General features: G+C 49.6%; 9 protein-coding genes. 3 read left to right on the forward strand and 6 right to left on the reverse strand.

The genetic code is table 11. The features are described 5' to 3' along the window. Nucleotides 1–108: 108 nt before the first annotated feature. The 5 genes from ACKU4E_RS07900 to ACKU4E_RS07920 are packed head-to-tail and all read right to left on the reverse strand — an operon-like array spanning nucleotide 109 to nucleotide 4106. Nucleotides 109–648 carry a hypothetical protein gene (locus ACKU4E_RS07900; RefSeq protein ID WP_320170532.1) on the reverse strand — a complete coding sequence of 180 codons (540 nt, stop codon included), beginning with the start codon at nucleotides 646–648 and terminating at the stop codon, nucleotides 109–111. Between the two features lie 9 nt (nucleotides 649–657). Beyond that, entirely contained in the window at nucleotides 658–810 is a 153-nt protein-coding gene (locus ACKU4E_RS07905) for a hypothetical protein (protein WP_320170533.1), read from the reverse strand. Nucleotides 811–869: 59 nt separating this feature from the next. After that, entirely contained in the window at nucleotides 870–2720 is a 1851-nt protein-coding gene (locus tag ACKU4E_RS07910; protein WP_320170534.1) for a DASS family sodium-coupled anion symporter, read from the reverse strand. Nucleotides 2721–2751: 31 nt separating this feature from the next. Further along, nucleotides 2752–3651, reverse strand: coding sequence for a response regulator (locus tag ACKU4E_RS07915; RefSeq protein ID WP_320170535.1), 900 nt, complete (start codon nucleotides 3649–3651; stop codon nucleotides 2752–2754). Between the two features lie 44 nt (nucleotides 3652–3695). Then, nucleotides 3696–4106: a response regulator gene (locus ACKU4E_RS07920; protein WP_320170536.1), complete on the reverse strand. Its 411-nt coding sequence runs from the start codon at nucleotides 4104–4106 to the stop codon at nucleotides 3696–3698. A 262-nt stretch (nucleotides 4107–4368) separates the two neighbouring features. Here ACKU4E_RS07920 and ACKU4E_RS07925 point away from each other — a divergent pair, with 262 nt between their 5' ends. Further along, on the forward strand, nucleotides 4369–7407 hold the full coding sequence (locus ACKU4E_RS07925; protein WP_320170537.1) for a hypothetical protein: 3039 nt from the start codon (nucleotides 4369–4371) through the stop codon (nucleotides 7405–7407). A gap of 148 nt (nucleotides 7408–7555) precedes the next feature. On the opposite strand, the gene ACKU4E_RS07930 is transcribed toward ACKU4E_RS07925, so the two are convergent. Then, nucleotides 7556–9259, reverse strand: coding sequence for a sensor histidine kinase (locus ACKU4E_RS07930; protein WP_320170538.1), 1704 nt, complete (start codon nucleotides 9257–9259; stop codon nucleotides 7556–7558). Nucleotides 9260–9457: 198 nt separating this feature from the next. Between ACKU4E_RS07930 and ACKU4E_RS07935 the strand changes: the two genes are divergently transcribed. Then, nucleotides 9458–11980 (forward strand): sigma-54 dependent transcriptional regulator, encoded by a 2523-nt coding sequence (locus ACKU4E_RS07935; RefSeq protein WP_320170539.1) that lies wholly within the window; start codon nucleotides 9458–9460, stop codon nucleotides 11978–11980. Nucleotides 11981–12313: 333 nt separating this feature from the next. Next, nucleotides 12314–12928: a hypothetical protein gene (locus ACKU4E_RS07940; protein WP_320170540.1), complete on the forward strand. Its 615-nt coding sequence runs from the start codon at nucleotides 12314–12316 to the stop codon at nucleotides 12926–12928. Nucleotides 12929–13148 lie beyond the last annotated feature (220 nt).

Consider the following 13148-nt stretch of genomic DNA (forward strand, 5'->3'; position numbering starts at 1 on the left):
CCTAAAATCTCCCTGCAGGCAGGCCGGGCCAGTCCTCCCGGCCTGCGCAGTGTGAGGGGGTAGAGTATGCCGGTGGTACATAAACTTTAGAGCGCATTCAGGATCCGGCTATCCGTGAATCGCCGAGACTACGGGGGCAAGGGTCCAGAAAAACATAAGCAGCAGGACGGCGGTAAGCAGCACAACCATAACGGCCTGCACCCTGCCGAGCGTTCCGGTTTTGTACAGCCCAACTGTCACAAGCACCGCCCGGACAGGTTCCATCAATATGGCCAGCCCCGGAATCCACGAAATCACCATCACGGCCCCGCTTGCGTATGCGTACACATTGAATACGCGGGAGTACGAAACCATGCTCACTGTCATCATCCGCATCAGGCAGAAGGAGAAGCATGCTCCAAGCGCGGGCATAATCAGGGCGTTGAGCATCATTATGAAGCCCATCTGCAAAGAGTTTTCAAAAAAGTAGGTCATGCTCACGGAGCAGTAAAAAAGCCCGGAAATCATAAGAAAGATGAGAGCTCTCCTGCTTCCGTTTTCCGCAGCGGCCTCACCGAAAAACGAAGCAGGTGAGCGCGCAATGGAAATCAGGGAATCCATGTATTCCCGCACTCCCATCCTCGGTGCCTGATAATTTGCAGTTTCCATCATAAGCTCCTAGTTCAGAAAGTCCGTGAGTCCTTCGACAATGCCCCACACCAGCATGGCGAAAGTCATCACAAAAAGAATCTTCCGCTCGGTCTTCTTGGAAAAATATGTTGTGCCGTTTTCAAATATGAATTTCTTTTCGTTGAGTTCGTCCTGTGTCATTCTCTTGTCCCCCCGGGGTGCGGCCGGCCGGTCAGGCCGGCCGCGGTCATGCAAAGCGGTTAGAAGGATGGCAATCCGCCGAACCCGATTCCGGTCCAGTAGACAGCCGTCAGCACGATGATAAGAATGTTGGCTATGAACCACATGGGAATTCCGACCCTGAGATAATCCTTGGGTTCCAGATAACCGGAAGCGTAGACAATCGCGTTGGGAGGGGTTCCGATGATGAGGCAGTATGCAAACGAAGAAGCAACTGCGGTGGCCATGGCCATGAAGGGCAGGAAGGTCGTGCCCGGATGTACGATGCTGGCCATATTCAGGGTGATGGGACCGACTGCGGCAGCGGCAGGTCCGTCAGCCATCAGGTTGGTCAGCACGGCGGTAAGTCCGTTTGAAGTCAGCATGAGCGGCAACCCTTCGCTCATACCGAGCGGTGCGAGCATATTGATGCAGGACTGTGCCAGCCAGTAGGCTGCGCCGGTCTGGTCAAGGGTACGCCCGAAAATGATGGCACCCGCGTACAGCCAGACAACACCCCAGTCGACCTTTTCCTGATAGTCACGCCAGTTGACAACACCTGCGAGCAGATAAGCAACTGCACCGGCAACTGCAATGACGCCTATGCCGAGCCTGATGGGATAGATGCCGATGTTATAGAAGGCCTTTTCTGTGAACCATCCGAAAACCATTACCAGGAAGATAACCATCGCCCAGATCTGGTGCTTGTTCCACTTGCCCATCTTGCTGATTTCACTTTCCAGATGGCGCATAGCCGGTGCCAGAGAAGTAATTCTCGGCTTGAAAAGCATGTTGGACACAATCCAGGTAAGGGGAATCATGACTATAACGAAGGGCATGCAGTACATAATCCACTGGGCGTAACCGATATCCATGCCGAACATGTCGGTGAGATACGTCATCATGATTACGTTTCGGGCACCGCCGGAAGGTGCGCCGGGGCCGCCGATGTTACAAGCCATGGCGATTGAAATCATGAGCATTTTAGCCAGTTCCTTGTCCTCGGGAATTTCATCAGTAAGGCTGTTCTGGTAGAGCAGCATACCGATGGGCAGGAACATCGCTGCAAGGGCGTGGTCGGAAATAAACGCCGCAAGAGGACTGATAACTATGAAGAATATCAAGGTGATCCAGCGGACGTTAGGCACGGCAAGCTTCTTGAACATTATCATGCACATGCGCTTATCAACACCGGTTTTTACAAACGCTGCGGCAAACATCAGAGAACCCATGATAAACCAGACCGCGTCATCCCAGTACAGTCCGGCCACCTGACTCCTTGTTACCACGCCGGTGAACACCAGAATCAAACCGATGCAGAAAGCGACGCCGGGAAGAGGCATACATTCAGTCATGAAGCAGAAGACCACGAACACAACCATTGCAATTGCGACCTTGATTTTCCAGGCCCCTTCATCCGCCTTCTTCTTGTCCTTATTGGTCAGGTCGGAATAGGACAGCTTCTGGCTGCGCAACTCGTACGCACTCTTCATTATCTTAAGAAATTCTTCATCCGGCACACTTTTCTCAATATACCCCTTAGCCTTGGCAAGGTTTGCGGAGTCCACCGGGATCTTATACTTCTTGGCCCACTTTTCATTACGAGCCATGAACCTTTTCTTGGTCAGTGCGCCCATACGCATGTTCTGTTCCATCATGCGCGCGGTAAGAACCTGCCACTGCTCCACATCCGCACTGCCTGCTCCGAAAAGTTGCTGGCTGATGTAATTGGTGACAACCTTGGGCCCTACAGAATACTGCATACCGACCTTTTTCATGCCCTCCGAAGTAGGAAGAATGAGGATTATCGCGAACAAAATCACTGGAATAATAAGCATCTTCCAGTTGACGTACTTATCGTATCCGGTTGCTTTTTTCTTTGAATTGGACATAATATACCTCTGTGTTTCAAATCTGCTGTAACTATCTGGACGAAATAATTCGTGTTATTTCGTAAAAGAGTTCCTGCTCCCTGACGATTCCGATGTCCTTGCCTTTTTCCTGGACAATGATGCGTCTCTTTCCGTTTGCGGTCAGGGCATTGGCCGCTTCCATGAGATTTGCATCGAATTCGATGGTCAGGAACTCTCCAGACAGCAGAGAGCGCACGGACCGGTCTGCAAGCCTGGCTACCTGAGAGGTAAACTGTCCTTCCCAGAACATTACGGAATACTGAAGACTGTCCGCAGTGGAAGGCTTGGGCGCCGACAGGTAATCAGGCAGAACCGCAGTGATGAGGTCTCTGGGGCTCAGTATCCCGGCAGTTGATCCGTCCGAGTTTCTCGCAATCACGGACCGGTGTCCGGATTCCATTATTCTGTTTGTGGCAACAAGCCCCTGCATTGATTTCTGAAGGGCTGCAATGGCTTCGCGCACAGTGCTGTCTGCTGAAATCTCGGTGTATTCCGCGAGAGGAATCATTATATCCCTGACCAGCTTCTCAGGCTGCGGCTTCTTTGAAGCACTATGGTAGGCATCATTGATTTTTGCGGTAAGAATATCGATGTCACAGGGCTTGGCAAGATAGTCGAATGCACCTGTGCGGTAGGCTTTCTTCGCCCCGGTCACGTCGCCATGGCCGGTCAGCATGATAACCGGAGTATCCGGTGCCACCTGTTTGATCCTTTCCAGAGTTTCATGTCCGTCAATCCCGCCCATTCTGACATCAAGGATAATGACATCAGGAGATTCCGAGATCTTTTCAAGGGCTTCCTCCCCACTGGATGCCAGGATCGTTTCGAATCCTTTGCGGGAAAGAATCTTTGACGTTGTTTCACGAAAGCGCTCCTCATCGTCAACCATGAGGACTTTGATAATACTCATTATTAACCTCCTTAAATTACCACTTTTATCCCGGCGGACCCTGCTCAGGCTCCCTGCCGGGCAGAAATGATCCGCTGCTTCTGTCGCTGTATCTTGGCCGATGCTTCCTCCACATTTTCAAGCAGTTCTTTCATGCTTACCGGTTTGATGAGGAAATCGAATGCCCCCAGTTTCAAGCCCTCAACCGCAACCTCCATGGACGCATGGCCGGTAAGAATGATAACCTCCACAAACGGGAACTTCTGCTTGATCTGCTGCAGAGTCTCAATGCCGTCCATGCCCGGCATCTTTATATCCAGGAAGACAACGTGGACCTCCTCGCGATCCAGAAGGTCGAGAGCGTCCTTCCCGGAAGTTGCGGTAAAAACGTCAAATCCCAACTTCTCGAAGAGCTTCTTCGTGGTGCTGAGCAGGCGTTCCTCGTCGTCTACAAGCATAATTCTCGTGTTACTCATTTGGAGTTCATCCTTATAAAATTGATTGCGGTTGCACGGGCAGATCAATGAAAACACCCGTACTATGCACTCAGTGTGCCAACATTCAACACACTGTTTTTAATGGATAAAATCAAGCAACAATCTAGCAAAAACGATTCTGCGAAAAAACCAGATTCAGCTTGAGCGGTCCGTCTCAGCCTGAACTGAATACTTGAATAGAGTCCGAAAAAATGGCACCGGAAATGCAGATACATGCGGGAACGCGAAAAGAGGAGAAATCATGCTGAATTACGAATCCATATACTTTGACCGCAACGACTACAGGCTGGTTGAACTGTTCAACGACATCATATCCCGCAAGGAAGATCAGACCCGTTTCAGGAACCTGCTGAGCCCGTACCTTAAACCTCACGGAATAAAGGAGCTTGCTGCGCCCTACGGAATCAGGGTCGCCTATGCCGCATTCAACCTGCTTGAATCATTGAAATCGGAAGGAGTTGACGATCGCCTCAAGGCCCTTACGGCATTGCGGAATGAAGTACTGGCATCTTCAAAGACAAGCATGCGGAACAACAGGGCAAGGGTGCTCATACAGATTGCAAAGGAAATAATCCGGGCAAGGGGAGATGAACAGAAGCAATTACGTCTGGCCCATAATTTTCGGTCCACATCTTTCGGGAAAAGCAGCTTCATCAGAGAGCAGTTGAAGAAATACCACCTGCTGGAAATGCCTGAGGAATGGAACCAGCTTACCTTTGACGACAGAGTTCACGATGCAAACAGTAAAGGACGCAAATCCGCATCGCACCTGATAATGGACGCATGGATAAAAGGTATCCGCAGCCTACGCGTGGTCTATTATGATTTCGTAACCCCGGAAATAGCCACAGAACTGTACTCCGCTGCCGCCATTCTCGGAATTGACGTTGAATTCGGAATTGAATTCAGGGCGGTTATGTACGGACGCTACGTAAAGTTGATCTGGAACCCCAAAAATATTCTGGACCAGAAGGATCTTGACGATTTTTTCAGCAGGGAAAAAGTCATTGAAATAATGGCAAACGGCAGGAAGGCCCAGGAATTCAGAGCAAAGTACATACGCAAGGTGGCGGACAGATTCAATCAGGTCCATCGCAAGTCAATTGAAAAAGAGATCGGCGTGCAACTGCCCGAAATATCGTACGAGGAAATGCTTACCAGTATAAAATCACGCACTCCCGCTCTCACCCACCTCGGGAAATACATCCATGAAACAGCCATGCCCTATTTCGAAAGACATGCGCAGGAACTGGCGGACAGGTATCACCGTGCGGATTCCGATGAAAAACGCAGGATCGAAAAACAATTCGATTCCATAAATCTACTTGATCCGGACACCATTACGGCCAGATATCTATCCCCGGAAGCAAACCCGGAACTCGAAAACCCCGATGTTCCGGCATATTCCAAAGACAGGCCGGAATTCCTCAATCCCGCTCCGGCACAGTTGGCCGAAATATTAAACGAGGCATACCCGTCCAGCGCGATAACCATGATTCTTGAAGACATAGAGATCGAAGACGCAGTCGAACTGGTCTATGACGGACAAGGACTCATCACTCACTTCGAACTCATTAACCTGAAAAACATAAGTGAAAACAGCCTGCTGAGCCGAGAAGCATTTAACGAGTTTCAGGATGCGCTCAATTCCGGCAACGTAATTGTCCTGAAAAGAATAATAAGGGATTGTGTTGAACGAGTATCCGCATCAGGTGGAGAAGACCGATCAAGGGTGGAAAAACTCCTGAACATTCAAAAGGATATTGACGAGCTGAAAAACGCCTATAAGCACAGAAAGATAAAAACAAGAATAGGCAGCGGCTCTACCGGAGGATCGCTTAGGGCAATAGGTATGGGTTTCGCCGTTGCCGAAACACTCCCGTTGAAAGCACAGCAGGAAATTGTAAACGTGCCGGACAGAAAATGCTTGCCTATTTCAGCCAATATTGCGCAACGGCTGGAGTACACCGCGCAATCAAAACGCTCAGAACCGGCCTGTTCAGCCCCCTCCAGGATTGGAGATATTCCCTTCAGAATAAAATCATTACCGCTCTTGCGCGATATTTTTCTAAACAGCAAAAAAAAGTGGAAAATCATAAGCTACTCAATCGATTCCGGATGCTGCGGAAACATCAGTCCTCTGGGAGGCATATCGCAACATTCCGGTAATGGTTTCCAGCTTGAAAAGGCCGGAAGCTCAAGTGGAACAAAGCCTGACTACATGTACGTCAACAGCACCATAAAAAACATAATCAAGATTATTATCGGATTCATTCCGGCCTTTCTGACCTTCTATCTTACCAAAGACTGGTGGGTTCTGGCCTCGTTCGGCGGCCTGATCTGGTTTTCAATTACCGGCGTGCGTAACATTATCCAGTCAGTACTTGGCGGTGGCGGGCTCAAAAGGTCCCCATACCTGGCCTGGAATGATTTTGTTAACTGGAACCGCATCTCTGATTCGCTACTATATACCGGTTTTTCCGTCCCCCTGCTCGACTGGCTCTGTAAGTCCGTTGTTCTGGACAGAATGTTCGGAATCAATGCCACAACAGACCCGACTCTGCTTTACACCATAATGGCACTTACAAACGGCATCTACATATCAAGCCATAACCTCTGGCGGGAACTGCCCAAGGCGGCGGCAGCCGGAAACCTCTTCCGGAGCGTGATTTCCATCCCCATAGCAATCGCCTTCAGCGGAACAGTCGGACTTTTGCTGCGTATTTTAGGAGTAACGGGGATAGACGGCATTATACAGCAATGGGCGGCGGTCATATCAAAACTGGCCTCGGACTGTGCTGCCGGTTTTCTGGAAGGACTGGCCGACCGCAGAGAAAACATTAGGGCAAGATCTTGGGATTATGATGAAAAAGTACGGCAGGTTCTGGACTTTTTCTCTGAAATGGAAATACGGCACCCCAACGCAGACCTTCTGCATCTTATGAATCATCCGGAAGAGTTCATCCAGCGATGCCGGACAAAAAACTGCAGCGATGCCTCAATCCTGATGGCCAATGCGCTCGACCTTCTATACCTGAGAATGTTCCAGCCGAGGTCCGAAGAGGCACTGCAACAGGCAATTACCCGCATGTCTCCCGATGAGAAAATCATATTCAAGTTTTCGCAGCAGATTCTCCGGGAAATGAAATCGGTATCACACATCATAGTGGACGGACTCGTGGGCAACAACTTTTCCCGCCCGTTGTCCTTCTACCTGCGCCGACACGAAGACTATCTAAAGGAACTTGACCGGCTGATTCCGGCAGGGAAAACCATGTAGACCTTTTGAAGGAGCTGATCACACACGCTGTTTTGAAACGGTGTATCCGAAAATATAAAAATCCACCTTCAGGTCCGAAATTACCGCTGAAGGTGGATTCCTTTTTGATGGCAACGGTCAATTGATTCAACCGCCGAAAGAGATGGAGCTATCCCTGTCTATCAGCCTTGGGCAGTTTTCCGTTCGCCTTAGGCAGAACAATGGTAAACTGTGTACCTTTCCTGCGTACACTGTCGACTCTGAGTGATCCGCCAAGCGAATCGATAACCGAATGACACACGGAAAGTCCCAGTCCGGTTCCCTGCCTGTCCTTTTTGGTGGTGTAGAAAGGCAGAAAAATCCTGTCCAGATCTTCGCTGCGGATGCCGATTCCGTTATCGGAAACCCGGATCACGGCATCACCGTTTGAGTCAACTCCGGATGAAACGACTATGGAACCGCCCTCAGAACCGTGCAGTTCCTCAACGGCATGAATGCCGTTATTCAGCAGATTGACCATAACCTGCTGCAGAAGGCCCGGATCGGCAAATACGCAGGGAGTGCCGCGATCAATTCTGAAATCAAGATCGATACCGCTGAGTTTCGCCTTTTTTTCCACCAGTCCGGCAACTTCCGGCAGATAGGTAGCCAGATCAACCTGCTTAAGCTCAGGCTTGTTCTGGCGCCCGAAATTCAGAATCTCTCTGGTAATTCCTGCACAACGATCAATCTGTATCTTCAGCTGCCGGTTGATTTCAGCAATCTCATCGCTGTTGTCACTTTTCCCGAACTTGGCCGTTTCTTCTTCCAGAAGAATATCAAGCAATGCCAGGTCGCTTTTCATTATCTGCAGGGGATTGTTAATCTCGTGAGCAAAACCGGCGGACATCTGCCCCAGTTCAGCAAGCCGCGCAGCGCGTAGGAACTGCGTTTCCAAATCGCAGACGGTATCAGCCTGCCTGGTCAGCATATCGTAAACCCTGTTGCTGGCCAGAAAAGCAAGGGCTACAAGAACAGATCCTCCGCAAAGCAGAATGGCGATTATCAGGTATACGGCATTGCTGCCGCCGCGAAAGGCATCCGCTCTTTTCTGCCGGACAATCAGCCGCCACTTTCCGGCATTGAGAGACGCAGAGGCGAATATGTACGGTTCGCCGTTTTCAAGCGCACTGAAAGTCATTTCCCGTCCGTCCTGAGCCGGGTAGACGGATTCATCACGGTCGAAAATATCACCACCGGTCCTGCGGTTTGTCTGGAACCGGTTTTCGGAATTTATGATGTATGCTTCGCCGGTATCCCCGATATTCACATTTTCTATCAGCGCACGCAGCGCCTCGGGACGAAGGGTTGCACGCAGCACCCACGGCTGGTTATCGACAAGCTTGCACACGGAAATGTTCAGGTGCGGAACTCCCCTTTTGCCCAGATAAAAATCGCTTACATTATAACCGTTTTTCAATGTACTCCGGTACCACGGGGAGGATGAATAGTTCTTATCCTCAAGCGGGAAATCGCCGACATAAGCGACCTGCACCCCTTCCGGCGAGATCAGCCCTACATCCGAATAGGTCTCCATTCTGGAACTCCTGACAAGCGCCAGAATCCTGCGGTCCTTGGAAACATCGGCAATGCTGGTACCAACCAGGTCCATAGCCTCACTCAAATCCGACCTGCGTTCTCTCAGAAAAGATGTGATCATGTCTCCGTGGTCCACTGCGGCCTGTTTGATGGCCGAAAAGGCCAGCCGCTCAGTAGATTGCACATATGAATAATAGCCGATTGTAGCGGCCACTATCAGCGGAATTGCCGGAACCACAATCATGGACAATAAAAGAACCCTTCTTATTCCATGGTATCTGCGTTTTCTTTCCACAACTTTCCCTTGCCTGTTTATTGCCAAATAAAATATTTTAATTTCAAGCTATTACCTGACATATTAACGAAAAACATTCCTTGCGCCACGACTCCAGGCAAAACAAAGCAAATGCCATACCGATTTCTCTTGACAAACCTTCCAGCCGAACTCTAACGATAATAACAGTAAAGCTGAACAAGGAAGAGAGAGGTATCCATGTCCGAACATTCTGCAACTTCCAATTCAAATTCACGAAGATCCTTTCCTGTTTTCAACCTGTGGAACAGCACGGGACTGCGTGGCAGACTTCTTATCTCTCTCCTGCCGACAATTCTCATAATTATTCTGGTAGTCGGAACAGCTTCGTACAAGGTCTCCAAAAACTATATCCGGATTGCGCTTGGCAGGACCGTATCCATGCAGAATCTGGCCATGGTCCATGACATCGAACTCTTTATGAAAAATTGCGCAACGGACCTGCGATTTTTCGCCAGAGAAACGCCGGATAAAAAAAATCTGGAACAACTTTTTCAGGACCGGCTTGATGCTGGCGGAACGCCATATCTAGAACTGGCTTATCTTCCGGCCGCATCAGGGTCACCGCTTATTTTTCTTGTCAAAAAGGGCCGGGTTGTCTGTCTGGACGATGAATCCATCCGCAAAATTCAGCCGGCACCGCTGCTTGAGCTTGATAAGATGTCCACCCTGAAGACCGGAGAGGTACAGCCTTCATACATAAGGGAAATCACATACCCGCAACTTGACGATAATGCTCCGAACCTATTGAAAAAGATCAAGGTGATCCGGTTTTACATAAGGACAGTGGACAGCAAAGGAGCTCCTTCCGGGATCATGATGCTGTCCATCAAGGCGGAGAAACTCAGAAATTACCTTTCCATTTACGATTCCAAGGATTCCCCGCTCTGGTCTTTTCCACGGAGTAACGAACTGCGGTTCAGTTATTTCGTTGACCCCAACGGCTGGATATTGTTCCAGTCCACCCCCAAAAGTGAAGAATCTCCGGAACTGACCACATTTCTGGCCAGACAGGGATTTCAGGGCACACTTGGCAAGGCAGACCACGACATAGCCTTCCGCCCGAGTGAAATTCACGCCGATTACTGGGAAAAAATCGATAAAATCAAAAAAGGCGAGAAGGGGCTGGAATTTCTGTACCATAATGCTGACAGCAAATCCTCATCCATTCCGACTCTGGCCTATGCTCCGGTAATGTTTAAAAGCCGGGCGGACACCCCCGGCACGCTGTACGGCGGTATAATTTATACTGACAGAAGCGTCCTTCCCAAAATTGCCGGATACGATTTTCTGAACATAATGCTGGTAGTCTCCGGCATCGCACTTGCGGCCACCGTTCTCGTAGTACTTTTTTTCGGCCGTGCTCTCACCAGACCGATCAGAGAATTCGCCGCTGTTGTAGGCAGGCAGACCTCTCTTGACCAGTTGAAGGAAATCGATCTGCCGTATCGTGATTACGATCTTCAGGTCCTGCAAAAAGCTCTGAACAGAATAATCAGGCATGTGAACAGCCAGGTTGTGCAGATTCAAGCCAAGGACAAAGCCCTGGTGGCTATCAACAGCCAGGAACGGGCCGACCTGAGCAGGGAAACCAGAGCGCTGGAACAGCTTGAAGATGCGATTATTCCGGAGATTATCGGTTTCGGAAAGCAGATAGAAGAGCTCAAAACGGAGATCCTCAAAGCGGCAGGTGTAGACGTAGACGTACTGATTTACGGCGAAACAGGGACAGGCAAACAGCTCGTGGCTGAAGCAGTACACAACAGCAGCGAGCGCCGTGAAAAACCCTTCATTTCCATAAACTGCGGGGCACTGGACGAAAACCTGCTGCTGGATGCACTCTTCGGCCATGTGAAAGGGGCTTTTTCGGATGCCAGAACGGACCGCAAAGGAGCTTTCATAGAAGCGGACGGAGGCACACTGTTTCTGGATGAGATTCAATCCGCCTCTCTCAAGGTTCAGCAGTCACTGCTGCGGGCCATTGCTTCACGCAGGATCAAACCGCTTGGAAGCGACAGCGAGACTCCATTCAATATAAGAATCATAGTGGCCACAAACGCGGACCTTCCGACCCTGATCAAGGAAAAACAGTTCCGCGAGGACCTGTATTATCGCTTGAAAGTAGTCATGATTGAAACTCCGGCCCTGCGGGATCACCCGGACAGCATTCCCCTGCTGAGCCTCTACTACATGAAGCAGGCCGAGAACCTTACCGGCAAGTCCGGCATGGAACTCAGCAGAGGCGCTGTGGCCAAACTAAACTCATACAACTGGCCCGGAAACGTCAGGGAACTTGTAAACAGCATAACCAGAGCAGTGGTCATGGCCAATGGAAAGGTTATTCAGGCAGATGAAATACGGCTTGAAGCCGACAGTGCTGCACCATTGCAGCAACTGGACATAGCTGAACAACCGGAATCTGAAGTTGAACCGAACGGACAGAAGAGTGAAGCTGAAAAAATTGAAGACATCGGTGAAACAGGTGAACCGGCTGCACCAGCAGAAGAACTTAATGACCGCCAAAAGAAAGCCTGGGCAATCATCCGCAGCAGAGAAACCGTCACCAGAACCGAATACCAGAAAATTGTCGGTGGAAAGCTTCCTTCCAGAACAGCCATATATGACCTGCAGGCTCTCGTAAAAGCTGGAAAACTCTGCAAGAAGGGCCGCGGCCCCTCCACACGCTACGAAGTTGTATCATGAGATACGCATGACTCTGTTCAAAGTTTTTATAAATAATCCGGCTCATAAATCTCCTGCAAGAACATGCTTATACTGCATGATATCCGACCCAGCCCTCCTACTGCAATCAGAATATTCTGCGGCTCATTCACGCCTTCGTACTTGATCAAGCAATCAATATATTCTATTTTTTGCTTGATATTGCGAAATATTCGAACACAAAACTCTACGCATAAACCACTGTAAAAACATATTTTAATTCCCTGAAATTACATTCACTCCTGAATGGCACATGCTATGCAGACAAGCTGAGCATAACTTTTAATTTAATTTCTATTATCAGGAGGAAGGATAATGAAACTAAAGATTGCCGCACATGGCCGCTCATGCGATCTGGCACTGCACCCCGTCTCGGAAAAAACCGCCAAGAAAATCGAAGAGTGCGGCTCAAAGGTATACTCCATGAAGATGATGAACTGGTGGCGTAAGGGAAAGACGACCACCTGGGGCATGAAAATAGATTCTGACTGCGCGCTGCAGGTTACACTGGATGATAAACCGGTAAAATTCGATTTCAGCAGCATCACTAAATCACCGGTCAAAATCAGGCGCCGCCTTTTTCTGGAAAGCAACGCCAAATATCTTGCAGTCCTCGGTTTTGATAATGAAATCTGCAGATTCACCTGGGAATGGGATAACATCAAGGAATTCGATCCGCAGAAGTTCGACTTCATGGTCCATCAGTGGGACCGCATAATGGGCGAAGACAATTATTTCATTCTTGATGACGCGAGATATGAGGGAAAATTCGCCGACAGAAACGACTGGTGTGAGGCCCAGGGTTTTACTCTGGTTCCCCCCAAAGTCATAGACCTCTCAAAAGTCCGCCAGGAATTCATGCAGAACGGAGAACTGGAACACCAGGGTAATCCGTTTCCGACTTTAACCGAGGAAACCATGAGAGCATAACAACCTGTTCCGCCACAGGAAAAAGACTCTCCCCTCCACCCTTAGAAGCCCTCCGGATTAATCCCGGAGGGCTTCCTTGATTTTTCTGCAAGTTCCCCATACCCTGCCCCGGACGCAATTCAGGGGAAAGCATTTCCACTCCGTAACCTTGTGAAGCCTCCCCTGATAAGCTATTGTTGGAAATGCAATTGTCGGACCGCCGTACTTATCCGCAAAGCAA

The organism is Maridesulfovibrio sp. (genome assembly GCF_963677005.1).
Classification (GTDB): domain Bacteria; phylum Desulfobacterota; class Desulfovibrionia; order Desulfovibrionales; family Desulfovibrionaceae; genus Maridesulfovibrio.

Coding starts and splice junctions, on each gene's coding strand:
- ACKU4E_RS07915 (WP_320170535.1), bottom strand. CDS start 3,651: ATGAGTATTATCAAAGTCCTCATGGTTGACGATGAGGAGCGCTTTCGT.
- ACKU4E_RS07935 (WP_320170539.1), top strand. CDS start 9,458: ATGTCCGAACATTCTGCAACTTCCAATTCAAATTCACGAAGATCCTTT.
- ACKU4E_RS07900 (WP_320170532.1), bottom strand. CDS start 648: ATGGAAACTGCAAATTATCAGGCACCGAGGATGGGAGTGCGGGAATAC.
- ACKU4E_RS07940 (WP_320170540.1), top strand. CDS start 12,314: ATGAAACTAAAGATTGCCGCACATGGCCGCTCATGCGATCTGGCACTG.
- ACKU4E_RS07920 (WP_320170536.1), bottom strand. CDS start 4,106: ATGAGTAACACGAGAATTATGCTTGTAGACGACGAGGAACGCCTGCTC.
- ACKU4E_RS07925 (WP_320170537.1), top strand. CDS start 4,369: ATGCTGAATTACGAATCCATATACTTTGACCGCAACGACTACAGGCTG.
- ACKU4E_RS07905 (WP_320170533.1), bottom strand. CDS start 810: ATGACACAGGACGAACTCAACGAAAAGAAATTCATATTTGAAAACGGC.
- ACKU4E_RS07910 (WP_320170534.1), bottom strand. CDS start 2,720: ATGTCCAATTCAAAGAAAAAAGCAACCGGATACGATAAGTACGTCAAC.